The organism is Streptomyces sp. WZ-12, from assembly GCF_028898845.1.
GTDB lineage: Bacteria > Actinomycetota > Actinomycetes > Streptomycetales > Streptomycetaceae > Streptomyces.
Window position 1 is genome coordinate 5686045 of sequence record NZ_CP118574.1, and the last position, 24833, is coordinate 5710877.

A 24833-nucleotide genomic window follows, 5' to 3' on the forward strand; every position below is an offset into this window, starting at 1 on the left:
CTTCATGGTCTGGACATGGTCAACTCCCCTCACTAGTCTGCCGGTTGGTCTGGACCACACTTCGGTGCCGCGCATCGCAGTTGCCGCGCATGGCACTGCGCCGCGTTGCACTTGGCTTGCAGAACTCCCTTCCCCCACGTTCTCCAGGAGCGAAGCATGCGGAAAAAGCTCACCGCCGCCGTGATCGGCCTAGGTGTCGTCGGAGCCTCCTTCCTCGCAACGGGTAGCGCCTCCAGTCACGGCTACAGCGATGCGCCCCCGAGTCGTCAGGCGCTCTGCGCCAACGGAACCGTCAAGGATTGCGGTGCGATTCAGTACGAGCCCCAGAGCGTCGAGGCGCCCAAGGGATTCCCGGCCGCCGGGCCGGCCGACGGCAAGATCTGCTCCGGCGGGCACGACGGTTTCGCTCAGCTCGACGACCCCCGTGGTGGCGCGTGGCCCACGACCAAACTCTCCCCGGGGCAGGGCTACACCTTCACCTGGCGGATCACCGCGCGTCATGCGACGGCGGACTTCGAGTACTTCATCACCAAGGACAGTTACGACCCGACCAAGCCGCTCACCCGCGCCGACCTCGAACCCGAACCGTTCATGACGGTCCCGATGGGCGGTGCGCGGCCGGGGGAGACGGTGCAGCATCAGGGCACCGTCCCCACCCTCAAGTCAGGGCACCACATCATCCTGGGCGTATGGAACATCGCCGACACGGGCAACGCGTTCTACGCCTGCTCGGACGTCGACCTGTCCTGACCTCGCTCGGGTCGCTACCCCCAGTGGTGGCTCCGCCTCTACGCCCGCCTCTGTCTCTGCCGCTATCCCCGCCCCTGCCACCGCCACCACCGCCTCTGCCTCTGTTCCTGTCCTCAGTCCCGTTCTTGGTCCTGCTCGCCTGACCGGACGTGGCGTGTGCGGCGTTCGGTCGTTGCTCCGGCGGTAGTTGCTGCGTCTTCATCGGGTCTCCCTGTCCTCTCGCCGGGGAGGCCCTCGCCGCCCCGGTACCGTGCGTGTCTGCTGTGCGGTTCCGCCTGTCGCCTGTCGCCTGTCGCTCGCCGTCTCGTTGTGTAAGAACGGTATGGGCGGCGGGAGTTGGTGGGCATCGCGCCACGGGTTGGTGTTCTGGGGAGGTGGGGGTCGACCCAGGGGGTGATGGGGCCGAGGAAGTAGTTCTCTGGAGTGGCGGCCTCCTTCTTCCAGTTCCCTGTCCTCTTCCCTGTCCTTAGTGAGTCGCCGCCCACCCCGGCTCTCCAAAATTGACGATGCGTCAGCTAAGCTCCGCCGCCATGGTGGCCGACAGTTCGCGCAGCGACAGCCCGCTCACCCCCGACACACACGCCCACCCTCCCGCCGCCAGTCGTGCATCCGGCCCCCGCACCGTCGCCGAGCTCGTTCAAGCGCAGTGGGGGGACCACCGCATCGCGCTCAAGTACCGGGAGGCGGCGCTCACCCACCACCAGGTGGCCGGCGCGGCCGCCGCGCGGGCCGCGCTGCTGGGCGAGGCGCTGCCGTCGGGCGCGGAGCCGCATATCGGGGTGCTGCTCGACAACGTCCCGGAGTTCCCGCTCTGGCTCAACGCCGCGGCGCTCGCCGGGGCCGCCGTCGCCGGCATCAACCCCACCCGCCGCGGCCCCGAACTCGCCCGCGACATCGCCCATACCGACTGCGCGCTGCTGATCACCGAACGCGCCCACCTCCCGCTGCTCGCCGGGCTCGACCTGCCCGTCCCGCCCGAGCGCGTACTGATCACCGACGACCCCGCCTACCGGGAACTGCTCGCCCCCTATGAGGGCGCGCGGCCAACGGACGCCCTCGGCACCGCCCTTCGTAGCGGCGAACGGCGGCGGGCGACCGCCCCGGGCCCCGGCACCCGCATGCTCCTCTACTTCACCTCCGGCTCCACCGGCGCCCCGAAGGCCGCCCTCTGCACCCAGGGCCGGCTGGCCGCCGCCGGCCAGTCCCTGGTCCGCTACTTCGGTGTGCGGAAGGACGACGTCCACTACCTCTGCATGCCGATGTTCCACGGCAACGCGGTGATCGCCGGCTGGGCCCCGGCGCTCGCCGGCGGCGCGGCCGTCGCCCTGCGCCGCCGCTTCTCGGCCTCCGCCTTCCTCCCCGACGTGCGCCACTACGGCGCCACCTACTTCACCTACGTCGGCCGGGCCGTCCAGTACCTCCTCGCCACCCCGCCCGCCCCCGACGACCGCGATCACCCCCTGCGCACCGGATTCGGCACGGAGGCCGGCGCCGTCGACATCGCCCGCTTCGCCGACCGCTTCGGCGTCCGGTTGGTCGAGGGCTACGGCTCCTCCGAGGGCGGCGCGGCGCTCCAGCGCACCCCGGACACCCCGCCCGGAGCCGTGGGCCGCCCCGCCCCCGGTGACGACCTCGCCGTCGTCGACCCGGATACCGGCGACGAACTGCCGCGCGCCCGGTGGGACCGGGCCGGTCGCCTCGTCAACGGGGACGAGGCGATAGGGGAGCTGGTCAACCGGGGCCGCAGCGCCTTCGAGGGCTACTGGCGCAACTCGGAGGCCACCGCCGCGCGCACCCGGGGCCGGGCCCAGGGCCGCGTCGGTGCGGGCTGGTACTGGACCGGTGACCTGTTCTTCCGGGACGCGGCGGGGTTCTTCCACTTCGCCGGGCGGACGGACGACCGGCTGCGGGTCGACAGCGAGAACCTGGCCGCCGCGATGATCGAGAACATCCTCGCCCGGTACGCCCCGGTCACCGGCGCCGCCGTCTACGCCGTGCCCGACCCGGTCGCCGGCGACCAGGTCATGGCGGCCCTCGCACTGCCCGGCGGCGCGGCCTTCGATCCGGAGGGCTTCGCGGCCTTCCTCGCCGCCCAGCCGGACCTCGGGACGAAGATGTCGCCCCGCTTCCTCCGGATCGTCGACGCGCTGCCGGTCACCGCGACCAACAAGGTGCGCCGGGCCGCCCTCCGGAACGCCGGCTTCCGGGGCCCGGATCCGGTCTGGTGGCGCCCGATCGAGCCCCGCGCGACCGCGCACCCCGCCGATCGCCCCTCCGGCACCGCCCTCTGGCGCTACCGCCTCCTCACGGACGACGACCGGGCCGCCCTCGTGGCGCAGTACCGCGCGCACAACCGGGAACATCTCCTGGACCGGTGACCCCGCACACAGGACGCCCGCGCTCACCTCACAACGGAAACCAGCCAGCGAGAGCGAGGGCGAAGAGCGCGAAGGGTCGAAAACGAAGTGGGCGCCCCCGGTAAACCGAGGGCGCCCACTTCCTACGTGCGCCGCCAGGGACTCGAACCCCGGACCCGCTGATTAAGAGTCAGCTGCTCTAACCAACTGAGCTAGCGGCGCGCGCTGACGAAAGAAATACTACCTGGTCGAGAGGGGTGCTCATGACCACCCCGGCGACGGCTCCCGCGACGCCCCACGGGGCCCTCGGCCTCAGCCTCCGGGCGCCCCGGCAACCGAAGTGACCCCGCCGGCCATCCCGGCGGGCACCCCAGCAGCGGCGCCGGTAACGGGCGCCCCGCCTCAGATCGCCAACGACAGCAAAACGGGCGCGGCCTTGCGGTTCAGGGTGTCGGCGGCCTGCCGGAGGCGGTGCGCGTTCTCCAGCGGCATGGACAGGGCCAGGCAGCCCACCGTCTTGCCGGCGGTGATCGGAACCGCGGCGCAGACCGTGCCGACCGCGTACTCCTGGAGATCCAGGACGGGAACGGTCGGTGGCTGGCTGTCCAGCTTGTGGAACAGCACCTTCTCGTTGGTGATCGTCCGGGAGGTGAGCCGGGCGGTCTTGTGGCGTGAGAGGTGGTCCATCCGACCGTCGTAGTCGAGCTGGGCCAGCAGGCACTTGCCGACCGCGCTGGCGTGCGCGGTGCGACGGAACTCGGCCCACTCGTTGACCTTCGGTGCCAGCGGACCGTCGGCGTAGTGGAGGATCTTCACCTCGCCGTCGATGTACCGGCTGATGTAGACCGCGGCTCCGACCGAATCGCGTAGCTGATCCAGTGTGCGTTGCAGCTTGTCGCGCAGGGCGCGGCTGCGGTCGGAGCCCGAGCCCAGCAACAGCAGCGACTCGCCGACGACGTATGCACCGTCGGCGAGTTGATGCGCGTAGCCTTCGCGGCGCAGCATGGACAGCATCTGGGCGAGGTGGGCCGCCGACAAACCGGTCTCGCGGGCGATCTGCGCATCGGTCACGCCATCGGCGTGCCGCGAGATCGTTTCGAGAACGCGAAGGGCGTGTTGCACCGAATGGAACGGCGCGGTCGGCTCGGGCTTCAGCGCCACGGTGTCCCCCTAGGAGGTTGGTACCGCTTGCGTCGTGACCGCCGATCGGGCGCGACCTACGCAGAACGCGGGCCGCTTCCGGTCAACGGGCTCGTATCACGATAGCGGTCAACGGGCCCGGATGGAGGGGGTCTTGACTGAAAAGCGGGGTAGTTCACGCGTCTGTGCAGGCGCCCTGCACGCTGGCATATGCCCAGGTCATGAACGGGTCGGCGGATAGCGCGCGGACCGGCGGCAACGGGGGGTCGGGAGCGGTCCGGGTGGGGCGCTGACGGCGGGGGTTGACGGCCCTTGGTGACGTGCGGAGTTGACGGAGTGTCGGGTTTTCGCCTGAGGCTCTGGCGCCCCAGTTCTGCTACGGATGCTCGCCCTTCCGCCTGGTGTGCGTAAGCCTCATGCGTACCGCGTGCCTCAGAGGTCTCGGATGTCTCAAAGGCGGTGGCGTGCCCGGCCCGGCGTCCGGGTGTCCGATGGCCGGGACGCGGATGGGGCGTGCGGGAACGCGCACCACGTGTCGCGCTCCCGCACGCCCCAGGGCGGCGCCCCTTCCACGGGCCGCTCGCCACGCCCCTACAGGACCGCGCTCAGGAACTCCCGGGTCCGCTCGTGCTCCGGGGCCGTGAAGATCCGCTCCGGCGGGCCGGATTCGATGACCCGCCCGGCGTCGAACATCAGCACGCAGTCCGAGATGTCCCGGGCGAAGTTCATCTCGTGGGTGACGCAGAGCATGGTGATGTCCATGGAGTGGGCGATGTCCCGCAGCAGGTCCAGGACGCCGGCCACCAGTTCCGGGTCGAGGGCCGAGGTCACCTCGTCCAGCAGCAGGACCTGCGGGCGCATCGCCAGGGCCCGGGCGATGGCGACCCGCTGCTGCTGACCGCCGGAGAGTTGCGAGGGGTACTTGTCCAGATGGGCGGTGAGGCCGACGAGTTCGAGGAGTTCGCGGGCGCGCTCCTCGGCCGCGTCCGCGTCCAGGCCCAGGACGTGCACCGGGGCCTCGGTGATGTTCCGCAGCACCTTCATGTTGGGGAAGAGGTTGAACTGCTGGAAGACCATCCCGATGTTCTTGCGCACCTCGCGGCTGTAACGGTCGCTCGCCGGGACCAGTTTGCCGCCCCTCTCCTCGTGGGTGAGGTACCGGCCACCGAGCTTGATGGTGCCCCCGTCCGGCTTGAGCAGCGTCATCAACAGCCGCAGGATCGTGGTCTTTCCGGAGCCCGACGGGCCGATCAGCGTGACGTGCCTGCCCGTGTAGACGCTTATGTCGAGGGCGTCGAGGACGGTGTGCGCGCCGAACCGCTTGCTGACCCCGTCGAAGCGGATCAGCTCGGTGGTCTCGGCCGCGGGCGCGGCGTTCGGGGTGTGCTGGTCAGCGGGCAAGGCGGCGCTCCAGGGCTCGCAGGAGGAGGGACGCGGGGTAGGCGAGGGCGATGAAGGCGACGCCGACGACCGTGTACGGCTCGACGGTCTGGAAGGTCTGCGACGAGAACTGCCGGGCCTGGCCCAGCATTTCCAGCACACCGATGGCGAAGAGCATCGGCGAGTCCTTCAACATCGCGATGACGTAGTTGCCCAGGGCCGGCGCGACGCGGCGGACCGCCTGCGGCAGGATCACCGCCGTCCAGGTGCGGCGGCGCGGCAGGCTCAGCGCGACGGCCGCCTCCCACTGGCCGGCCGGGACGCCGTCGATGCCGGAGCGGTAGACCTCGGCGGTGTACGTCGAGTAGTGCAGACCCAGCCCGATCACCCCGGTGGCCAGCGCGCTGAGCGTCACGCCCCACTCGGGCATCACGTAGAACAGGAAGAACAGTTGCACCAACAGGGGAGTGTTGCGCACGAATTCGGTGAACGCGGTCACCGGCCAGCGCACCGCCTTCAGGGACGAGCGCTGCGCCAGCGCCCAGACCAGGCCGAGCGCGAAGGCGATCAACGAACCCAGGACCAGGGCCTCCAGGGTGACCAGGAGGCCCTTCCAGAACGTCGGCAGGAAGTGGCCGACCGCGGACCAGTCGAACGTCATCGGGCCTCACCCTCCGCGGGAGCGGCGGTGCCGGTGACCGCCGGACCGGTCGCCGGGCGCAGCCGCGGCCGTGGCCGCCCGGTCGGGGCCTGCCCGACGCCCGCCTTGGCGCGCCGCTCCACCACCCGCATCCCGCGGGTCAGGGCGAACGCCAGGGCGAAGTACATCACCAGGATGACCGTGTAGACGGGGGCGCTCTGGGTGGTGGCGTTGCGTACCAGGGCGGCGCCGAAGGCGATGTCGCCGACGCCCAGGATCGACACCAGCGCGGTGCCCTTGAGCAGTTCGATCAGCAGGTTGTTGAAGGGCGGGACCATGCCCGGCCACGCCTGCGGCAGGACGACCTTCCGCAGCGTCTGCGCGGGCGAGAAGCTCAGCGCGACGGCCGCCTCCCGTTGGGCCGGCGGCACCGCGGCGATCGCGCCCCGGACGACCTCGGAACCGTACGCGCCGTACGTCAGGCCCAGTGTCAGCGCCGCGGCCCACATCGGGACCAGCTGCCAGCCGAACCCCAACGGCAGCACGAAGAACACCCAGAACATCAGGATCAGTGCGGAGGTGCCCCGGAAGATCTCGAAGTAGGCCCCGGACAGGAACCGCACGAACCACCGGCGGTGGGTGCGCGCCAGGCCGATGCCGAACGCCGCCACGGCGGCCAGCGCCGTGCTGTAGACGGTGAGCTGGGCGGTGACCCACACGCCCTTGAGGAGGAGTTGCCACAGACCCCAGGTGATGTCGCTCATGGCCGGCACTTCTCCTTGGCGGTGATCTTCGTCATCTGCCGGGCGGTGAAGCCGAACGGCCGCATCAGGTCCAGGAGTTCGCCGGAGCGCTTCATCCTGTGCAGCTCCCGGTTGAAGGCGTCCCGGAGGAGGGTCTCCGGGGTGCGGAACGCGAAGGCGCCCACGTCGATCGCCGGCTTCCCGTCCAGATGGGGGGTGACCTCGGGCGTGGCCTCCGCCCGGGTGGTCCGCGACTGCCGCACGACGTTGCGGACCGTCACCGCGGTGCCGACGAAGACGTCCACCCGCCCCTGCTCCACCGCCAGCAGACCCGCCAACTGGTCAGGAAGCGTGGTGATGTTGGTGATCCCGGCGGCCTTGGCGTAGTCGATCTCGGCGTAGCCGACGCCGGTGGCCATCCGGGCTCGGGTGCGCGCGATGTCCTCGTAGGTGCGCAGCTTCAGCGGATTGCCCTTGCGGACGAGGAAGGCGTCCAGCATCTGGTACTCGGGATCGGCGAAGATCACCTGGGCGCAGCGCTGGGGGGTGATGTACATCCCGGCCGCGACGACGTCGAACTGCCGGGAGTTCAGCCCGACGATCAGCGAGCCGAAGTCGGTGGGGAACGGCTCGACGCGCGGGACGCCGAGCCGCTTGAAGATCACCCGGGCGATGGTGGGTGCCGAACCGGTCATCTTGCCGTCGGTGCCGATGTAGCCGTAGGGCTGCTCGCCGGCCAGGCCGAGGGTGACCGAGCCCTTCTTCCGCAGCCGCTCCAGCAGTTGCCCGCCGCCGGTGGTCTTCGCGGTCGGGACCCGGCTGCACCCGCTCGCCGCGCCGATGGACCCCGCTGCGCCGAGCGCCGCCACCCCCGTGAGCAGCGACCGGCGACGGATGCCGCTCGTCCGATGTCTGGATATCTCGGGTCTCCGGGAGCCGGGTTGTCAGTGGTGTGGCCCCTGATTGTCCGAGGTGTTGCTCCGTGGGCGAGCCATGGGCGCGCGGCTACCCGGACCGTTCACGCCTATGCCGATCATTTCCCGCCCCGCACATCGCCGCGGGAGATGTTCCGTACGCCGGTATTGCCCCCTACGCTCGGGATATGACCGATCGCTTCATCGAAGTCTCCCTGGACAAGCGCGGCGTGAGCTGCACGGCCAAGTTGCTCGACGATCGTGCCCCGCTCACCTGCGCCGCCATCTGGGACGCCCTGCCGCTCGGCGGCGACGTCTACCACGCCAAGTACGCCCGCAACGAGATCTACGCCCTGGTCCCGCCCTTCGCCCCCGAGGAACCGCCGTTGGAGAACCCCACCATCACGCCGATCCCCGGCGACCTGTGCTACTTCACCTTCAGCGACACCCAGTTGGGCACCGCCTCCTACGGCTACGAGAGCGCGGCCAAGCACCGCGGCCGCGCCACCGTCGTCGACCTCGCGCTCTTCTACGAGCGCAACAACCTGCTGATCAACGGGGATGCGGGCTGGGTGCCGGGCATCGTCTGGGGCGCGGTCGTCGAGGGCCTGGACCGGATGGCCGACGCCTGCCAGGACCTCTGGCGGGCCGGCGCCCTGGGGGAGACCCTCGCCTTCCGCCGCGCCTAGGGCGCTTCTGACGGATCTCCGCGGCGTCGCGGCGTCTGGCACGCCCGCTCGCGGCGTTGCCGACATGTCCCCATAGCTCCGCTATGAAGACATCCCGGCGCCTTGCGATCGCACGCGCCAGACGCCGCTCCTTCTTCCACGGAGATCCGTCAGAAGCGCCCTAGCCGGCCCGCCCGCCGGGGCGGCTACCGGGAGCGCCCACCTGGGCGGGCCGTTGGGGCGGGCCGTTGGGGGCGGCGGCCGCCCGAAATACCCACCGCCCCCACCGCGTTGAGGCCCAGCAGGGGGCCCAGCCGCCCCCTACGGCATCCGTTCGACCGCCCCCTACGGAACGGCCCCACGGAACGCCCCCACGGACCGTCCCGAGCGAGCGCCCCTACGGAACCGGCGGCCCCGGGATCCCCGCGGCCCCCGCCTCGTACAGCGCGTGCGCGGCGCGCAGCACCAGCGCGTCCGCGTGCCGCGCGCCCACCAACTGCACCCCGATCGGCAGCCCGTCGCCGTCCACCCCACAGGGCACGGTCGCGGCGGGCTGCTGGGTGAGGTTGAACGGGTAGGTGAACGGCGTCCACCCCGTCCACCGCGCGTGGCCGGAACCAGCCGGCACTTCCAAGCCGCCGGCGAACGCGGTGATCGGCTCGGTCGGCGTCACCAACAGGTCGTAGACGCTGTGGAACCGCCCCATCGCCCGCCCCAGCGCCATCCGCACGTCCACCGCCGCCAGGTAGTCCAGCGCGCCGTATTGGGCGCCCTGCGCGCAGATCTCCCGCAACCCCGGGTCCAGCAACTCCCGCTCGGCCTCCGGGAGCGGCTGCACCAGCCGGGCCGCGCCGCTGAACCACAGCGTGTGGAACGCCTCCACCGGGTCCGCCACCCCCGGGTCGATCTCCTCGACGGCCGCGCCGAGTCCGGCCAGCGCGTCCACCGTCCGCCGCACCGCCGCCGCCACCTCCGGCGCCACCGGCACGTCCCAACCCAGCGACGGGCTGTACGCCACCCGCAGCCCGACCACGCCCCCGGTCACCGCCTCCCTGAACGACCCGTCCAGAGGGGCCAACTGCGACCAGTCCCGCCAATCGGGGCCGCAGATCACGTCCATCAACAGTGCCGCGTCCGCCGCGTCCCGCGCCATCGGCCCCACGTGCGCCAGCGTCCCGAACGGGCTCGCCGGATACGCCGGCACCCGCCCGTAGGTCGCCTTCAGCCCGAAGATCCCGCAGAACGACGCCGGGATCCGCACCGACCCCCCGCCGTCCGTGCCCAGGCTCAACGGCCCCGCCCCCGACGCCACCGCCGCCGCGCTGCCCCCACTGGAACCGCCCGAGGTGCGCGCCGGATCGTACGGGTTGCCCGTCACCCCGTGCCGCGGGGAGTCGGTGACGCCCTTCCAACCGAACTCCGGCGTGGTGGTCTTGCCGACGAACACCGCCCCGGACTCCCGCAGCCGGGCCACCGCCGGCGCGTCCTCGTCCCACGTCGCGCCGTCGGCCCGCACCGTCCGCGACCCGCGCAGCGTCGGCGTCCCCCGGGTCAGCAGCAGGTCCTTGACGGTGACCGGCACCCCGTCCACCGGCCCGTCCGGCGCCCCGCGCCGCCAGCGCTCCGCCGAGGCCGCCGCCTGCGCCAGCGCCTGCTCGGCGTCGATCCGGGTGAAGGCGTTGACGCTGGCCTGCGCGGCCTCGGCGCGCTCCAGCACCGCCTCGGCCACCTCGACCGGGGAGAACTCGCCGGCGGCGTAGCCGGCCGTCAGCCGGGTCGCGGTGAGGTCGGTGAGGCGGGTCGGTCCGTTGGTCATGCGTCCTCCGAGCGTCGGCCGCCCCGGGCGGGACGGCGGGCGGGGCACGGACCGCGCGGGTCGGGCCCGCCACGGCCCGCGCGGTCACTGCACCGGTACGTACCCGAGGCGTTTGTCGACCACGTTCAGCAGCGGCTCCCCGGCCGCCCACCGGTCGAAGTTGTCCTGGAACTGCTCGGCGAGCGCGTCCCGCCAGCCCAGGGTGTCGCCGCTCATGTGCGGGGAGACGATCAGGTGCGGCACATCCCACAGCGGACTGTCCGTGCCCAGCGGCTCGGCCTCGAAGACGTCCAGCGCCGCCGCCGCGATCCGCCACTGGCGCAACGCCGCGACCAGCGCCTCCTCGACGACCAGCGGCCCCCGCGCGACGTTGACGAACCGGGCCCGGCGCGGCATCAGCGCGAACGCCTCGGCCCCGAACATCCCCCGGGTCTCCTCGGTCAGCGGCGCCGCGCAGACCACCCAATCCGCTTGCGGCAGCAGCCCGTTCAGCGCCCCGGCCCCGTGCACCCGGCCGAACGCGGGGTCGCCGGCCCGCTCCCGGCGGCCGACCAGATCCACCGCGACACCCAGTGCCAGCAAGGTGGTGCCGATGGCCCGACCGATCGGCCCGGAACCCACCACCACCGCGCGGGTGCCGGCCAGCCGCAGCGCCTCCCGGTGCTGCCACCGCCGCTGCCGCTGGAGCTCCCAACTCCCGTAGAAGTCCTTGGCCATGGCGATCACCAGCCCCGCGACGTACTCGGCGATCGGCTGCTCGAAGACCCCGCGGGCGTTGGTGACGACGGTGTCGTCGGCGACCAGCGCCGGGCACAGCAGGCGGTCCACGCCGGCGCTCGCGGTGTGCACCCACCCCGGCCGGGGGCCGTGTTCCGGCCAGCTTTCCCGGATCGCATCGGAGGTGAAGTCCCAGGCCAACAGCACGTCAGCGGTGGGAAGTAGGCCGGCCAGGGTCTTCTCGTCGGCGAAGACGACCTCGGCCCGACCGGCGAGCCGATCCAGTTGGGGGAGGGGATCGGAGCCCAGAACGAGGACGGTGTGCTCGGTGCTGCCGGTGCTTTCGGACATAGGCCAGAAACCGTTCTGAAACGAGTGCCCCGTATCAAGGAACAGGGCGCCGACAGATGCCTGAGATGCGAGGATTGACCACGCTAAGAAGTCGTATCTACCGTGTCAACAACGGCTCTGTCCCGACGTCCCCGGCTTGTCCGGTGTGTTGCACAACCTCTCCGGCCACTGGCCGTGCCACATACCCCTTCGCGCCTCTAGGGGCCCTTATGGACGTCTCCTTTCTGGGTGGCCCGCAGCCGCAGCTCGGCGTGGGCGTCGTCGCCCCCTTCGACTTCGCCCTCGACCGCGAACTGTGGCGCTGGGTACCCGACGATGTGTCCCTGCACCTCACCCGAACTCCCTTCGTGCCGGTCGAGGTCAGCCTCGACCTGGCCCGCCTGGTGAGCGAGCACGAGACCCTGGACGCCGCCGTCCAGGCCCTGTGTGCCGTATCGCCGCAGGTCATCGCCTACGCCTGTACGTCCGGCAGCTTCGTCGGCGGCCTCGCGGGCGAACGCGCGATGTGCGCGGCCATAACACAGGCCGGGGAGGTCCCCGCCCTCACCACCTCGGGCGCCGCGATCGAAGCGCTCCACGAGATCGGCGCCCGACGCATCGCCGTCGTCACCCCGTACACCAAATCGGTCACCGATTCCCTGGAGGAGTTCCTCGGCGAGGCGGGTGTCACCGTCACCGGCCGCGCCTATCTGGGGCTCACCCGGCACATCTGGAAGGTCCCCTACCGCGACGTCGTCGACATGGCCCGGGCCGCCGTCATCGGGGCCGCCGACGCCCTGTTCATCAGCTGCACCAACCTGCCCACCTACGACGTCATCCCCCAGTTGGAAGCCGAGCTGCGGATGCCGGTGCTGTCCGCCAATCAGGTGACGATGTGGGCGGCGCTGCGCGCCATCGGCGCCGAGGCCGTCGGCCCGTACCAGGCGCTGCTCGATCCGGTGGCGCGCAGCGGCCCGGCCGCCATGACCGGCACCCAACCCCCGCCGCGGAGCAGCCCCGGACCGACCCCCGAGGCCGCCTTCGCGGGACCGCCGGCCCCGCCCGACGCGGAGCCCGGCGACGGCCCCGAACCGCCCCCGTACCTCCCCGAGGACCCGGGCCAGCCCCCGGTCTGACGCCCGGTCCGCCGCGCCCCGTACACCGCACGCCGCTCGCCCCCACCCGTAGGGAGAACTGCATGGCATCGGTCGGCTTCCTCTACCCCGGCCACTCCGCCGAGGACGACTACCCCCGGCTCGAAGCGCTCCTGGGCGGCGCGGTCCGCCTGCCGCTCGTCCACACCGACATCGGCGAGGACGCCCACCGCGTTGACGCCCTACTGGAGATGGGCTCCGCGGCCCGCCTCGCGGCCGGCGTCGACGCGCTGCGCGAGCGCGGTGCCGAGGCCGTCGTCTGGGCCTGCACCAGCGCCAGCTTCATCTACGGCCGGGAGGGCGCCCAGCAGCAGGTGCGGGAGCTGTCGGCGCGGGCCGGGCTGCCGGCCTCCAGTACCTCCTTCGCCTTCGCGCACGCCGTGGCGGCCCTCGACGTCCGTCGGGTCGCGATCGCCGCCACGTACCCGGCCGATGTCGCCGAGTGCTTCCACGCGTTCCTGAAGGCCGCCGGCATCGAGGTCGTCGCCACCCGCGGCAGCGGCATCATCACGGCCGCCGAGGTCGGCACCTGGGGGCGGGCGGAAGTGCTCGCGCTGGCCCGCGCCGGCGACCACCCCGACGCGGAGGCGGTCCTGCTGCCCGACACCGCCCTGCACACCGCCGCCCATCTGCCGGCCCTCGAAGCCGCGCTCGGCAAACCGGTGCTCACCGCCAATCAGGTGACGGTCTGGGAGGGCCTGCGGCTGCTCGACCGCCCGCTGGCCTGCCCGGAGCTGGGCGCGCTGTTCTCCCGTCCGGCCGGCGCCTAACGGCCCGGGCACTGGCGCCCGCACCCCCTCGGCTCCCGGTCACGGCCGGGAGCCGCGTCATGGCCGGAATCCGCGCCCCGCCCCGGGAATAACCGGAGAACTTCTCCGGTTACCCTCCTCGCAAGCCACCGACGGCGAAACGCGCGACGCGAGGAGGACCCGCACCGTGAGCGGCGAAGACCAGCAGACCCCGGGCAGCAACGGCCGTCCCGGGGACGACGGGATCCGGGCCACCGCCCCGGGCACCGCACCCGTCCCCCTCTCCGTGCTCGACCTGGTGACGGTCGGCGCCGGCAACACCGCGACCGACGCCGTCCGCACCTCCGTCGAACTGGCCCGCACCGCCGAGCGCCGCGGTTTCCACCGCTACTGGGTCGCCGAGCACCACTCCATGCCCGGCGTCGCCTCCTCCTCGCCCGCGGTGCTCCTGGCCCACCTCGCCGCCCACACCGACCGCATCCGGCTCGGCTCCGGCGGCGTGATGCTGCCCAACCACGCCCCCCTGGTCATCGCCGAACAGTTCGGCACCCTGGAGGCGATGGCCCCCGGCCGCATCGACCTCGGCCTCGGCCGCGCCCCCGGCACCGACGGCGCCACCGCCGCCGCGCTCCGTCGCACCGAGCGGCTCCACGAGGGCGCCGACGAATTCCCGCAGCAGCTCGCGGAGTTGACCCGCTTCCTCGACGACGACTTCCCCGCCGGCCACCCCTACGCCCGGATCCACGCCGTCCCCGGCCCCGTCCAGGCCACCGCGCCCGGCGGCGTCCAGTCCCCGCACCGCCCGCCCCTGTGGCTGCTCGGCTCCTCCGGCTTCAGCGCCCAACTCGCCGGCACGCTCGGCCTGCCGTTCGCCTTCGCCCACCACTTCTCCGCGGCCAACACCCTCCCGGCCCTGGACCTCTACCGCTCCTCGTTCCGCCCCTCCGCGGTGCTCGCCGAGCCCTATGCCCTGATCGGCGTCTCCGCGCTGGCCGCCGAGGACGAGCGGGAGGCCGACCGCCAGGTCCGCACCGGCGCGCTCGCCATGCTCCGGCTGCGCACCGGCCGCCCCGGCCTCGTCCCCACCCCCGAGGAGGCCGCCGCCCACCAATTCAGCGACGTGGAGCGGAACTTCGTCGACGGCTGGCTCGGCAACGTCCTCCACGGCACCCCCGACGCCGTCCGCCAGGGCCTCGACGACCTCGCCAAGCGCACCGGTGCCGACGAGTTGATGATCACCGCCAACGCCCACACCGGCGAGGCCCGCCGCCGCTCCTACGAGCTCATTGCCGACGCCTACGGGCTCCCGCAGGGCTGACGCACGACGCGGGGCGCGCGACGGCTCAACCGCACGCGCGCCCCGCGTCCAACAGCGCCTCCACCCGGTCCGGGGCCACCGGCCGGGAGTACAGCCAGCCCTGCCCGGTGTCGCAGCCGATCCGGCGCAGTCGTTCGGCCTGCTCGGCGCTCTCCACACACTCCGCGGTCACCGTCAGCCCCAGCCGGTGCGCCAGCGCGACCAGCGCCTCCACGATCATCTCGTCGGCCGGATTGGGGTGTTCCTGCGAGCGGAATCCGTGCACGAACGACCCGTCCAACTTCAGCGCGGACACCGGGAGTCGGCTGAGGTAGGCGAGGTTGGAGTAGCCGGTGCCGAAGTCGTCGATGGCGATCCGCACGCCCATGTCGCTCAGCGCCTGCAACGCCTGCAACGGCCGGCCCGCCGACCCCATCACCGCCGACTCGGTCAGCTCCAGTTGCAGCAGCCGCGGCGGCAGCCCGGTCTCCGCCAGGATTCCGGCCACGTCCGCGACCAGGTCCGAATCCCACACCTGACGCACCGCCACGTTCACGCTGACGAACAGCGGTTGGTCCCCGGGATGCGCCAACTGCCAGGCCCGCGCCTGATAGCAGGCCCGCGAGAGCACCCAGCGCCCCAGCTCGACGATCGCGCCGTTCTCCTCGGCCAGCGCGATGAACCGATTCGGCGACAACACCCCGAACTGCGGGTGCCGCCACCGCACCAGCGCCTCCACGCCCTCCGCCCGGCCGTCCCCCAGCCCCACCAGCGGCTGGTACTCCAGCGTGAACTCCCCGCGGTCCACCGCCGGCCGCAGCGTGCTGGACAGCGCCTGCCGGGTCATCCGGTGGGCGTTGCGCTCCGGGTCGAAGAGCGTCCAACGGGCCTTGCCGTCCTCCTTGGCCCAGTACAGCGTGGTGTCCGCGGCCTGCATCAACCCCGTCGCCGTCGTGCCGCTGGCCGCCCGTTCCACGACGCCGATGCTCGCCGACACCGACAGCCGCTGCCCCGCCAGGTCGAACGGCCGCTGGAGCGCGTCCAACACCGACTGCGCCAGCTCCGCCACCTGGTCGGTGCCGGTGGAGTCCTCCACCAGCAACGCGAACTCGTCGCCGCCCAACCGGGCCACCAGGTGACCGCCGCGGCCCGCCCCGCGCTCCGTGGCCTGCTCCGCGCAGCGCGTCAGCCGCTGCGCCACCGCGCCCAGCAGCCGGTCGCCGACCCGGTGCCCCAGGGTGTCGTTGACCGCCTTGAAGCCGTCCAGGTCCAGGTAACACAGTCCGATCCGGCCGGTGCCCGCCCGGTCGAAGGCCGCCGTCTCCAGCGCCGCCGAGAGCCGCTCGAAGAACAGCGCGCGATTGGGCAGCCGGGTCACCGGGTCGTGCATCTGCAAGTGCCGCAACCGGGCCAGCAGATCGTGCCGGTCGCTGATGTCCGCGGCCGACAGCAGCACCCGCTCCTCGCCGCCCAACGGCCCCTCGGTGACCGGCTCGACGGTCACCTCCACCCACACCGACGTCCCGTCGGACCGTTTCAGCCGCCGGGTGCAGCGCAGCCGGTCGCTACGGCCGCACAGCACCTCGCGGTAGGCCGTCCACACCCGCGGATCGGCCCCCAGGTCGGTGAGGTCCGCGGCGGTGGCCGCCACCAGGTCGTCCGGGTCGGTGCCGACCAGGTCGCCCAGCGCGGGGTTGGCCGCGAGCACCAGCCCGTCGCGGTTGAGGACCGCCATCGGGAGGCTCGCGGCGTGGAAGGCGGCGCGGTAGTCGCCGAGCGAGGCGGCGGTGCCGTCGCAGCGCGCCGAGGCGTCGGCGGCGCCGGGGCGAGCGGGCCGGGCACCCGATTCTTTGGTCGCACCCTCACGGTCCGTCACCGAGGGCAGTGTCGCTCCGGGCGTGCGGCCCGTGCTGTCGGAGTGTCCGCTCACTGCTCGCTCCCGCATGGCGCTTGTCTCGTGACGGAGGGGGGACCTCGCCCTGGAAAGTGTGGCGATCATAGAGGCTGGCCCGAGGGCCGATCCAGCGACGAAGCCGTGACCATCCGCACGCATGACGGAAGTTCAGCCAATTCTGCCCGGCTCTGTTCATCCCGATTGCCCCTTTAGTCGCTTGTGACTTTCCGTTACGGAGCAAGGGTGGCGCGCTCGCCACCCATATGGGCTGCCATATCGGGACGAAGAGCATGAAATCACCTCAGGGTAGATGGGTGTCCCGAATCCGTCCCTGGAGGTCCACGTGCCGCGCGCCCAGACACCCCACGGGGTGGACCGCCGACGCATGCGGCGCGTCGCAGCCGTGGCCACTTCCCTGAGCGCGCTGATCGCCACCTCCATCGTGACCGGCCCCGCCACCGCCTCCGAAGCGGCCCTCTCCTGCGCGTTGGGACGCACCGACGCCCACCACTCCGAGGGCGTCGACAGTTGGAACTCCGCCTACCCCCGCCCGGTCCACACCCTCCACGCGGTGATGATCTTCCTGTCCTTCCCGGACGCGAAGCCCACCACCAGCCCCCAGCAGCTCTCCGGTGACTACTTCCCGGCCACCTCCCGGTTCTTCGAACGCGCCTCCTACGGCAGGTTCCACCTCCGCCCCCACATCCAGAACCGCTGGGTCCGCATGCCCCGCCCCTCCACCTGGTACGGCATACAGCGCGACTGGGACTCCGGGCGCCGGTCCACCTACCTCCGCGACGCGGTCGCCGCCGCCAACCCCACCGTCGACTTCAGCCGCTACGACCTCATCTACCTCGTCGCCGACCCCAACGCCCCCGGCGTCGACTCGGACGCCACCAAGGTCGTCAACCTCGACCAGCCGATGCACGCCGACGGCGTCGAACTCCGCCGCTTCGTCACCGTCTTCGAGCACAGCCCGCCCGACCGCAACGTCCTCGCCCACGAGACCGGCCACGTCTTCGACCTCCCCGACCTCTACCACCGGCCGGAGAACGGCCGCGGCGACTGGGACACCTACGTGGGCGACTGGGACCTCATGGGCAGCCAATTCGGCCTGGCCCCCGAGCCGTTCGCCTGGCACAAGTGGCGCCTGGGCTGGATCACCGACGGCCAGGTCGACTGCGTCAACCCCGACCGCCCCCGGATGCACACCCTGCGCACCCTCTCCGCCCCCGAGGCCCCCGGCGAACACCGCCGCCCCCGCCTCCTCGTCGTCCGCACCGGCCCGGACAGCGCCCTCGCCATGGAGGCCCGCGGCGCCGAGGGCAACGACCGCACCCTCTGCACCGAGGGCATCCTCGTCTACCGCGTCCGCAGCTCCACGGCCTCCGGTTCGGGACCGGTGAAGGTGCTCGACGGCCACCCCGGCACCTCCGCCTGCTGGGGCACCTCGGTCAACCCGCCGCTCGCCGACGCCCCGCTCGGCGTCGGGGAGAGCATGAACGACCGCGAGGACGGCGTGCGCATCCAGGTCGAGGGCCGGACCGGCACCGGTGAATGGGCGGTCAAGGTCACCCGCAGCACTCCCTGACGCCCCGGTCGCGCCCTTGCTCGGCCGCGACTGCACCCGGATACGCCGAAGGCCCCCACCGGAGTGGGGGCCTTCGACCGTCTGTGCGCCGCCAGGGACTCGAACCCCGGACCCGCTGATTAAGAGTCAGCTGCTCTAACCAACTGAGCTAGCGGCGCCTGCTGACGGGGAAAACATTAGCATCCTGGCCGGGGAGGGCAAAAATCGCTTCCGCTCAGCCTCCCGCGAGCGCGGCATCCGCGCCCTGAGCAGCGGGTTCGCGGTGCGGGCGGGCGGTCTCCCGGTCCGCGCCGAGCGCGCTGCGGGCGGCCCGCACGCAGGCCCACAGCAGGACGTCGGGCCCCGGCAGCCAGGGCTCGCGGACGTCCGGCGCCACCAGCCAGCGCGATCCGGAGGCCGCGGGCTCCCCGGAATCCCCGCCGTCCCCGCGGGCGGCCTTACGGGGGCGGGGGTGCAGCGGCGGCACCGTCACCGCGTCCCCGCCGCCGTGGCACAGCAGCGGCGGAACGGCGCTGCCCCACTCCTCCCACGCCAGCAGCGCGGGCAGCCGGTGGGCGGTGCCGGGGGCCGCGAACAGCAGGATCCGGCCGCGGTGCGCGGCCACCGGGCCCGACCCGGGGCCGGCCGACCACAGGCGGTCCACCATGCGCCGCCCGAAGAGCGCGGGGGCGTCGATCACGTCGAAGGCCACGCCGCACGGCAGCACGCTCGGCGCGGTCGGCCGCTCCGCCCACAGCATGTGCATGCCCTCGGGGTGCGGGCTGGCGGAGGCGAGCCAGTCGGCCCCGGCGAGCGTCACGTACGCCGTGGTGGGGAAGGCGAGGTTCCGGGGGGTCTCAGGCAGCCAGTCGCTCATGGGACAGGTCTACCGATTCCCGCGACCCCGCATGCCTGATTGCCGGAAACCGGGACAGCTCGCCGGGCCGGGGAGTATCTTCCCCTTCCCGCATATGCCAACGGCTCATGATCTTGGGGCGTGGGCATGAGGCGGGGCGGTCGCGGCTCAGCCGAGGTCGGGCGGGAGGGTGCCGCCGCTGCGCAGCAGGCTGTGGCCGAACTCGACCATCTTCTGCGCGTAGTCCTCGGTCCAGTCGGCCCGTTCGGCGACCACCGCCAGCGGCAGCCGGTCGAAGCGGCCGGGGTCGGTGAGCTGAGCGGCGGCGATCGCCTGGAACTCCGTGGCGCGGTCGGCCGCGGCGCGGAAGGCGAGCGTCAGCTCGGTCGCCCGGCCGAGCAGGGCGCCGGGGTCCTCCAGCGACTCCAGCCCGAAGAAGTGCTCGGGGTCGGTGGTCGCCTCGGGCGGCTCGAACAGGAGCTGCGCGGGCCTCATGCGGCGGGGGGCGGGTGCCGTACCGCGTGGATCGGGAGCCGGCTGCGGCTCGGACATGTACCTACCTCCGTGGTTGTGTGCCGCAATCCATTGTCGCGCCTCGCGCAAGGGGGCCGGCTTCCCGCGTGGGGGCGGGGACATCCCCTCCGGCGCGCGTCGTCGCCGACCCTCCGACGACGGGCCCGCTTGGTCTGCTGGCTGTCGGCCTGCGCGGTTGTCGGCGGGTGTCGTTGTCGGCTTTCCGGCGGTGGGGCTGGTGGCCGTGTGGCGTTGGTGGCCGGTGGGGCTACGGGCGCATGGGGACTCGGTGTTCTGCGAGGTGGGCCAGGACGGCGTGGTTGGCCTCCCAGCCGTCGGGGAACTTGACGGTGACGCCCAGTTGGACGGGTTCCGTGGCGGGGTGCTCGTCGAGGAGGTCGGCTACGCCGGCGCGGCAGACGACGATGCAGGCGTGGCGGTGGCGGGAGGCGAGCACGCAGAGGCGGCCGGTCTCCAGGTGGAAGGCGGTCGCGTCGGGGCGGCCGGAGAGCGGGTGGAGGACGACGGTGACGTCGAACTCGCGGCCCTGGAGGCGGTTGGCGGTGTCGACGGTGACGCCGCTCACGCCGAGGTCGGTCAGGGCGGCGCGGACCGCGGCGGCCTGGTCGCGGTGGGCGGTGCCGACCGCGATCCGGGCGGCGGTCAGCGGCGCGGGCGCGTCGGACTGCTCGCTGGTGGCGGCGCCGCCGCGGTCCAGGAGGCGGCGGACGACCAGGGCGAGGGCGCGGACCGCCTCCGGGTCGGTGCGCGGGGTGTGCCGGGCGGGGAGTTCCAGGAGGCCCCAGCCGGACTCGGCGGCCTCGTCCAGGACGCGGTCGACGGGCGAGCCGTCGCCGGGGACGCCGAAGGCCAGGTGCCGGTCGTCGGGCCCGGTGCCGCTGCGGAACGGGGTGTAGGGGTAGAAGGCGCTGGAGACGAGGGGCGCGGCGGAGGCCGGTAGGCGCCAGGAGACGGGGAGGCGGTGCTGCGGCAGGTCCGGGTTGTGGGCCAGGAGCGTGGCGACCGCGCTGGCGGAGGGGTCGTAGGAGAGGCCGGCCCACTGGTCGGCGCCGACGACGCTGAACGGGTCGAGCTGGCCCGGGTCGCCGACGAACAGGGCCCGTTCGAAGAGGCCGGCGACGCTCAGCAGCGCGTCGGACCGCATCTGGTACGCCTCGTCGACGATGGCGTGCCGCCAGGGCTCCTCGACCTTGGTGTAGGCCCACTTGGCGGCGGTGGAGACCACCACGTCCTGGGCGGCCAGGTCGGCGATCTTGGCGGAGGCGCGGACGGCGGGGAGTTCGGCGAGGGCGGGGTCGTAGGCGCCGGGCTCGCTGGAGTGCAGCCGGCCCACGGGGAGGTCGGGGTCCTTCGCGGCCAGGCGCAGGACGAGGTCGTCGACCTGGGCGTTGGTCTGCGCGACGATCATCAACCGGCGGCCGGCGGCGGCCAGTTCGCGGGCCGCGCGGACGACGAGGGTGGACTTCCCGGCGCCCGGCGGGGAGTCGACGACGACGCCGCGGCGGGTGCTGTGCAGGGTGTCGTGGAGGATCGCGTCGGTCGCCGCGGCCGCCGCCGCGGCGGGGTCGGTCGGCGGCGGGGCGGGCAGGGGCGGAGGGGGCGTCATGCCGGGGCGCTCCCGGGAGTCGGTTGGTGGGTGGTTGGTGGGGCCCGGTGGGTCAGAGGAAGTCCTCTGGGGTGACCGGGTCGGTGGCGGGGGGCGTGTCCTCTGGGGTGGGCGGGGGGCCGCCGTGCGTCCAGGGGGTGTCCTCCGGTTCCGGGAGGCCGGGGCCGCCGCGCGGGGCGTGTTCGAAGAGCGTCCAGCACAGGGTGTCGCCGGGGTCGGGGACGGTGCCCGGTTCGGGGGTGCGGCCGCGGCCCATGCCGCCGGTGAGCCGGATGACCGGCGCGGCCTCCGCGCCGGCGGCGTAGGCGACGAACTCGGCGGTCTGGGCGCGGCCGTCGGGGAGCGGGCGGTACAGCTTGGTGCCGTCCGCCAGTTGGGGGCGGTCGCCGGTGTGCAGCGTCACCAGGGGGCGCGGCATCGGCCGCTTGCCCTCGGAGAACGCCATCTCGACGGCGGTGACGGTGCCCTGGAGCGCCTCGCCGGCCAGTCGGCGGGCGGCCATCACCAAGGGGTCGTCCAGGGCTTCCTGGGCGTCCAGTTGGGCCTGGGCGGCTTCCCGGGAGGCCAGCTTCCGGGCGGCGGTGACCGCGTCGTCCTGGGTGGGCTGCGGCGGCTCGCCGGCGCGGATGCGGTCGCGGTGGGCGGTGTAGGACCAGCGGTCGCGCTTCCAGCGGTCGGGGGCCCGGGCGCCCTCGGGGAGGGCGCGGAGGAGGCCCAGGCCCTGCCAGACGGCGTCCCAGGTGGGGCGGAGCTGGCTCTCGACGAGGGTGCGGACGTCCTCTTCGGCGCCGGGGGTCTGGGCGTCGTAGCGGGCCATGGCGGGTGCCAGCAACCGGTTGTCGAACGCCGGGTCGGTGGCGGGGCCGGCCGGCGGGCAGTGCAGTTGGCCGTCCGCGTCGCGGGCCGCCTCGGCGAACTCGGCCGCCCGTTGGGCCGGTACGCCGGGCGGCGGCGCGATCCAGGCGAGCAGCGCGCCCAGGTGCTGGTCCTCCAGGACGCTCTGGCCGGTCGCCCAGTGGCGGGTCAACAGGTCGGTCATGGCCAGGAGGAGGCAGGAGCCCGGTACCCGGGCCCGCTCCCCGAGGTGGGTGAACCAGCGGCCGAGCAACGGGACATGGGGCGGGGCGGGATAGGGGGTCTCCGGGTCCTGTTCGGTCGTCCGGCGGAACCGCATCGAGCGGCCCAGGAGGCGGACGTAGTCGATGCCGGCCCCGCTGGGCACGATCAACTGGGGCGCGTCCGTGCAGAGTTCGACCTGTACGGGGACCTTCTTGCCGGTCTCGGCGTCGGTCTCCTTGCGTTCCTCGAACTCGACGTCGTCGGCGAAGCCGTCCACGTAGGGCAGCACCGCCTCGGCCAGGTCGGCGAGGAAGGCGAACCGCAGGTCGCGGTCGCGGGGTTGGGGGACGGCCAGCAGCAGGGGCTTCTCCCGGTCGGTGCCGACCAGGGCGCCCAGGGGGGCGCCGGCCTCACCCGCGGTGGTCAACGGGACGAGGACCAACGGGCGGGCGGAGAGGTGGCGGTGGCGGACCGTGGCGAGCGGCTGGGCGCGGCCGGCGGCCACCGCCTCCATCCGGGCCAGCGTCTCGATCAGCGACATGCGTCCGTCTCCTCCTGGGGCACGGTGTGCGCGCCGGCGGCGGCCAGGGCTTCGGCGCGCAGGGCGGCGGCGGTGCGCAGGGCCTGCACGGCCGGGTCGTCGGGGTCGGGGCCCGGGGCGCCGGCGGCGGCCGCCAGTGCCTCCTCGATGGTGCGCAGCCCGCCCAACTCGCCCCGGGCGCCGCGCCCCAGGGACTCGACGGAGCCGTCCTGACGGGAGCGCTTGCGGCAGTGGAAGGCGAGCTCGCAGGCGGCCAGGCATTCGGGGGCGTAGGCGGCGGGGACCGCCTCCACCGCCTCGGTCAGCTCGGGCGCCGGGCGGGTCGCGGTCCGGCCTCCGTCGGTGGGCCCGAGGTCGAAGGTGGTGCCCTCCGGGAGCGCGGCGGCGATCTCCTCGACGCGGGTGAGGCGGGCCAACTGCCGGCGGGTGGTGGCCAGTTGCTTGCGGACGTCGACGGGGGCGGCGGTGGGGAGGTTGGAGAAGTCCTTGGGGCAGACCAGCAGCACCCGGTCGCGGACGCGGGCGGGGCGGCCGGTGTGCGCCGCGGCGCGTTCCGCGACCGCCTCCAGGGCGAGGACGTAGACGGCCGCCTGCCGGGCGGCGGCCCCGACCTTGGCGGCGTCCGCGGCCCCGTCGATCATCGGGAATGACTTGATCTCGACGACGGTCCAGGTGCCGTCCGGATGCACCACCACCGCGTCCGGCTCCAGGTAGGCGGGGGAGCCGGCGACCTCCATGGCCAGCAGCGGGTGGTCCAGCAGCGCCCAGCCGCCGGCCGTGGCGGCCTCGCGCAGCGCCAGGGCGGTGCGCGCCGCGCGGCCCTCGGGCCCGGACGCGGACAGGTCGGGGCGGGCCACCGCGTCGTCCTCCGGGAGGGCGGTGCCCGGGGCCAGCCGCTCGCAGACCAGCCGCAGCAGCTCCGCGCCGCCGTCGGCCTTCACCCGCGCCTCGAAGGAGTTGCCGCGGACCAGCGCGAACTGGGACTGGCCGTAGGCCGCGGGGGCGCCCAGCGCGCGGGCCAGGCCGGCCTTGTCGACGCCCGCGCCGTCCAGCAGGGCCCGGCGCCGGCAGCCGGGGTTGGCGGCGAGCGCGGCGAGCGCGCGGGCGTCCAGCGACCGGGGGCGCACGCCGGGGCCGCGCAGTTCGGTCAGGCGCTGGCGCAGGCTCGGAACGGGCGCCGGGTGCCCTTGCCTCGGCTCCCCCGGGCCACCCGGTGCGAGCACCGGCTCCACTGGAGCGGCTGCCGCCGCGCCGCCTGAGGACGGGGCCCCCGGTGGGGCCGCCGCGGGTCGGCTTTCGCGGGAAACGTTCACCCGCCGAAGTGTGGCACCTGGCACCCGCCACACCGGAACCGGCTCCGCCGGGACGGCGGCCTCCGGGCCGCTCTCCAGGGAGCGCGGGTCGGGTTTCGGCCAGGTGCGCGATGATGGAGGGCCGCGGTCAGCGCCGCCCGCGCCCAGCCACCCACGACGACAAGCCGGAAACCCGGCGAGAGGTACGACCCATGGCACCGCGCATTCTCCTGGCCAGGCACGGGCAGACGGAGTGGTCCGTCTCCGGCCGGCACACCGGACGGACCGACATCCCGCTGCTCGACGAGGGGCGGCAGGGCGCCAAGCTCCTGGGCGAGCGGCTGCACCGCGCCCCCTGGGACGGCCTGCCGGACGTTGAGGTCCGCACCAGCCCCCTGGTGCGCGCCAAGGAGACCTGCGAACTGGCCGGTTTCGGCGCGCGGGCCCAGGAGTGGGACGCGCTGCTGGAGGTCGACTACGGCGCGTACGAGGGGCTGACGCCGGCGCAGATCAAGGCCGGGCGGCCGGGCTGGCTGATCTGGCGGGACGGGGTGCCCGAGGGCGAGACGCTCGCCGAGGTCGCCGCGCGCGCGGACGAGGTGGTGTCCTGGGCGCGCTCGGCCGACCGCGACGTGCTGGTCTTCGCGCACGGTCACATCCTGCGCGTCCTGGGGGCGCGTTGGCTGGGTCTGGACGTCTCGTTCGCGGCCCGGCTCCGTCTGGCGCCGACGTCCCTGTCGGTGCTGGGCTGGGCGTACGGCGAGCCGGCCGTGGAGAGTTGGAACGAGACCGGCCACCTGGAGTGAGCCGACGCCGCGGAGATCCG

At 73.4% G+C, this 24833-nt stretch carries 21 protein-coding genes and 2 tRNA genes; 8 read left to right on the forward strand and 15 right to left on the reverse strand.

Annotated features, from left to right (window positions below; all coding sequences use genetic code 11):
• The first annotated feature begins 156 nt into the window (after window positions 1-156).
• Window positions 157-750, forward strand: a complete 594-nt coding sequence (locus tag PV796_RS24640) for a lytic polysaccharide monooxygenase auxiliary activity family 9 protein (RefSeq protein WP_274915550.1) — start codon at window positions 157-159, stop codon at window positions 748-750.
• Between the two features lie 530 nt (window positions 751-1280).
• On the forward strand, window positions 1281-3128 hold the full coding sequence (locus tag PV796_RS24645) for an AMP-binding protein (RefSeq protein ID WP_274915551.1): 1848 nt from the start codon (window positions 1281-1283) through the stop codon (window positions 3126-3128).
• A gap of 127 nt (window positions 3129-3255) precedes the next feature.
• On the opposite strand, the gene PV796_RS24650 is transcribed toward PV796_RS24645, so the two are convergent.
• The 6 genes from PV796_RS24650 to ehuB form a co-directional block, all read right to left on the reverse strand.
• Window positions 3256-3329: transfer RNA gene (locus tag PV796_RS24650), tRNA-Lys, on the reverse strand.
• Window positions 3330-3509: 180 nt separating this feature from the next.
• The gene (locus PV796_RS24655) at window positions 3510-4268 is read right to left on the reverse strand and encodes an IclR family transcriptional regulator (protein WP_274915553.1); all 759 of its coding nucleotides are present in this window, start codon (window positions 4266-4268) and stop codon (window positions 3510-3512) included.
• A gap of 570 nt (window positions 4269-4838) precedes the next feature.
• Entirely contained in the window at window positions 4839-5648 is an 810-nt protein-coding gene (ehuA, locus tag PV796_RS24660; protein WP_274915555.1) for an ectoine/hydroxyectoine ABC transporter ATP-binding protein EhuA, read from the reverse strand.
• Complete coding sequence (gene ehuD / locus PV796_RS24665; protein ID WP_274915556.1) at window positions 5638-6288, reverse strand: ectoine/hydroxyectoine ABC transporter permease subunit EhuD; 651 nt, start codon at window positions 6286-6288, stop codon at window positions 5638-5640. The genes ehuA and ehuD overlap by 11 nt, the downstream gene beginning before the upstream one ends.
• On the reverse strand, window positions 6285-7031 hold the full coding sequence (ehuC, locus tag PV796_RS24670; protein WP_274915557.1) for an ectoine/hydroxyectoine ABC transporter permease subunit EhuC: 747 nt from the start codon (window positions 7029-7031) through the stop codon (window positions 6285-6287). The genes ehuD and ehuC overlap by 4 nt, the downstream gene beginning before the upstream one ends.
• Window positions 7028-7879, reverse strand: coding sequence for an ectoine/hydroxyectoine ABC transporter substrate-binding protein EhuB (gene ehuB, locus PV796_RS24675; protein ID WP_274915558.1), 852 nt, complete (start codon window positions 7877-7879; stop codon window positions 7028-7030). Before ehuB ends, ehuC begins: the two co-directional genes overlap by 4 nt.
• Before the next feature lie 233 nt (window positions 7880-8112).
• Between ehuB and PV796_RS24680 the strand changes: the two genes are divergently transcribed.
• A complete protein-coding gene (locus tag PV796_RS24680; RefSeq protein WP_274915559.1) occupies window positions 8113-8613 on the forward strand; it encodes a DUF3830 family protein in 501 nt (166 codons plus the stop codon).
• A 376-nt stretch (window positions 8614-8989) separates the two neighbouring features.
• Here PV796_RS24680 and PV796_RS24685 read toward each other — a convergent pair whose 3' ends face one another.
• The gene (locus tag PV796_RS24685; RefSeq protein ID WP_274915560.1) at window positions 8990-10408 is read right to left on the reverse strand and encodes an amidase; all 1419 of its coding nucleotides are present in this window, start codon (window positions 10406-10408) and stop codon (window positions 8990-8992) included.
• Window positions 10409-10492: 84 nt separating this feature from the next.
• Window positions 10493-11476, reverse strand: a complete 984-nt coding sequence (locus PV796_RS24690) for a D-2-hydroxyacid dehydrogenase (RefSeq protein WP_274915561.1) — start codon at window positions 11474-11476, stop codon at window positions 10493-10495.
• A 209-nt stretch (window positions 11477-11685) separates the two neighbouring features.
• Here PV796_RS24690 and PV796_RS24695 point away from each other — a divergent pair, with 209 nt between their 5' ends.
• The 3 genes from PV796_RS24695 to PV796_RS24705 all read left to right on the forward strand — a co-directional run bounded on the left by PV796_RS24695 (window position 11686) and on the right by PV796_RS24705 (window position 14676).
• Window positions 11686-12591: a maleate cis-trans isomerase family protein gene (locus PV796_RS24695; RefSeq protein WP_274915562.1), complete on the forward strand. Its 906-nt coding sequence runs from the start codon at window positions 11686-11688 to the stop codon at window positions 12589-12591.
• Window positions 12592-12653: 62 nt separating this feature from the next.
• Window positions 12654-13379 carry a maleate cis-trans isomerase family protein gene (locus PV796_RS24700; protein ID WP_274915563.1) on the forward strand — a complete coding sequence of 242 codons (726 nt, stop codon included), beginning with the start codon at window positions 12654-12656 and terminating at the stop codon, window positions 13377-13379.
• 166 nt (window positions 13380-13545) lie between these two features.
• Window positions 13546-14676 carry an LLM class flavin-dependent oxidoreductase gene (locus tag PV796_RS24705; RefSeq protein ID WP_274915564.1) on the forward strand — a complete coding sequence of 377 codons (1131 nt, stop codon included), beginning with the start codon at window positions 13546-13548 and terminating at the stop codon, window positions 14674-14676.
• A 25-nt stretch (window positions 14677-14701) separates the two neighbouring features.
• Here the strand turns inward: PV796_RS24705 and PV796_RS24710 are convergent, their stop codons facing one another.
• Window positions 14702-16531 carry a putative bifunctional diguanylate cyclase/phosphodiesterase gene (locus tag PV796_RS24710; protein ID WP_274915565.1) on the reverse strand — a complete coding sequence of 610 codons (1830 nt, stop codon included), beginning with the start codon at window positions 16529-16531 and terminating at the stop codon, window positions 14702-14704.
• Window positions 16532-16934: 403 nt separating this feature from the next.
• Here PV796_RS24710 and PV796_RS24715 point away from each other — a divergent pair, with 403 nt between their 5' ends.
• Window positions 16935-18140, forward strand: a complete 1206-nt coding sequence (locus PV796_RS24715) for a M6 family metalloprotease domain-containing protein (RefSeq protein WP_274915566.1) — start codon at window positions 16935-16937, stop codon at window positions 18138-18140.
• Between the two features lie 84 nt (window positions 18141-18224).
• Here PV796_RS24715 and PV796_RS24720 read toward each other — a convergent pair.
• From PV796_RS24720 to PV796_RS24745, 6 genes are all read right to left on the reverse strand, one after another.
• Window positions 18225-18298: transfer RNA gene (locus tag PV796_RS24720), tRNA-Lys, on the reverse strand.
• A gap of 56 nt (window positions 18299-18354) precedes the next feature.
• Window positions 18355-18996: a bifunctional DNA primase/polymerase gene (locus PV796_RS24725; protein ID WP_274915567.1), complete on the reverse strand. Its 642-nt coding sequence runs from the start codon at window positions 18994-18996 to the stop codon at window positions 18355-18357.
• A 147-nt stretch (window positions 18997-19143) separates the two neighbouring features.
• A complete protein-coding gene (locus PV796_RS24730) occupies window positions 19144-19527 on the reverse strand; it encodes a hypothetical protein (protein ID WP_274915568.1) in 384 nt (127 codons plus the stop codon).
• Between the two features lie 229 nt (window positions 19528-19756).
• Window positions 19757-21115 carry an AAA domain-containing protein gene (locus PV796_RS24735; protein WP_274915569.1) on the reverse strand — a complete coding sequence of 453 codons (1359 nt, stop codon included), beginning with the start codon at window positions 21113-21115 and terminating at the stop codon, window positions 19757-19759.
• Between the two features lie 52 nt (window positions 21116-21167).
• Window positions 21168-22715 (reverse strand): hypothetical protein, encoded by a 1548-nt coding sequence (locus PV796_RS24740; protein WP_274915570.1) that lies wholly within the window; start codon window positions 22713-22715, stop codon window positions 21168-21170.
• Entirely contained in the window at window positions 22706-23938 is a 1233-nt protein-coding gene (locus PV796_RS24745) for a hypothetical protein (RefSeq protein WP_274915571.1), read from the reverse strand. The genes PV796_RS24740 and PV796_RS24745 overlap by 10 nt, the downstream gene beginning before the upstream one ends.
• Before the next feature lie 281 nt (window positions 23939-24219).
• On the opposite strand from PV796_RS24745, the gene PV796_RS24750 reads away from it, so the two are divergent.
• Entirely contained in the window at window positions 24220-24813 is a 594-nt protein-coding gene (locus PV796_RS24750; RefSeq protein ID WP_274915572.1) for a histidine phosphatase family protein, read from the forward strand.
• Window positions 24814-24833 lie beyond the last annotated feature (20 nt).

Excerpts from the sequence above, each read along its gene's own strand:
- PV796_RS24640 (WP_274915550.1), top strand. The coding sequence starts at position 157 with ATGCGGAAAAAGCTCACCGCCGCCGTGATCGGCCTAGGTGTCGTCGGA.
- PV796_RS24645 (WP_274915551.1), top strand. The coding sequence starts at position 1,281 with ATGGTGGCCGACAGTTCGCGCAGCGACAGCCCGCTCACCCCCGACACA.
- ehuD (WP_274915556.1), bottom strand. The coding sequence starts at position 6,288 with ATGACGTTCGACTGGTCCGCGGTCGGCCACTTCCTGCCGACGTTCTGG.
- ehuC (WP_274915557.1), bottom strand. The coding sequence starts at position 7,031 with ATGAGCGACATCACCTGGGGTCTGTGGCAACTCCTCCTCAAGGGCGTG.
- PV796_RS24680 (WP_274915559.1), top strand. The coding sequence starts at position 8,113 with ATGACCGATCGCTTCATCGAAGTCTCCCTGGACAAGCGCGGCGTGAGC.
- PV796_RS24685 (WP_274915560.1), bottom strand. The coding sequence starts at position 10,408 with ATGACCAACGGACCGACCCGCCTCACCGACCTCACCGCGACCCGGCTG.
- PV796_RS24690 (WP_274915561.1), bottom strand. The coding sequence starts at position 11,476 with ATGTCCGAAAGCACCGGCAGCACCGAGCACACCGTCCTCGTTCTGGGC.
- PV796_RS24695 (WP_274915562.1), top strand. The coding sequence starts at position 11,686 with ATGGACGTCTCCTTTCTGGGTGGCCCGCAGCCGCAGCTCGGCGTGGGC.
- PV796_RS24700 (WP_274915563.1), top strand. The coding sequence starts at position 12,654 with ATGGCATCGGTCGGCTTCCTCTACCCCGGCCACTCCGCCGAGGACGAC.
- PV796_RS24715 (WP_274915566.1), top strand. The coding sequence starts at position 16,935 with ATGCGGCGCGTCGCAGCCGTGGCCACTTCCCTGAGCGCGCTGATCGCC.
- PV796_RS24725 (WP_274915567.1), bottom strand. The coding sequence starts at position 18,996 with ATGAGCGACTGGCTGCCTGAGACCCCCCGGAACCTCGCCTTCCCCACC.
- PV796_RS24730 (WP_274915568.1), bottom strand. The coding sequence starts at position 19,527 with ATGTCCGAGCCGCAGCCGGCTCCCGATCCACGCGGTACGGCACCCGCC.
- PV796_RS24735 (WP_274915569.1), bottom strand. The coding sequence starts at position 21,115 with ATGACGCCCCCTCCGCCCCTGCCCGCCCCGCCGCCGACCGACCCCGCC.
- PV796_RS24740 (WP_274915570.1), bottom strand. The coding sequence starts at position 22,715 with ATGTCGCTGATCGAGACGCTGGCCCGGATGGAGGCGGTGGCCGCCGGC.
- PV796_RS24750 (WP_274915572.1), top strand. The coding sequence starts at position 24,220 with ATGGCACCGCGCATTCTCCTGGCCAGGCACGGGCAGACGGAGTGGTCC.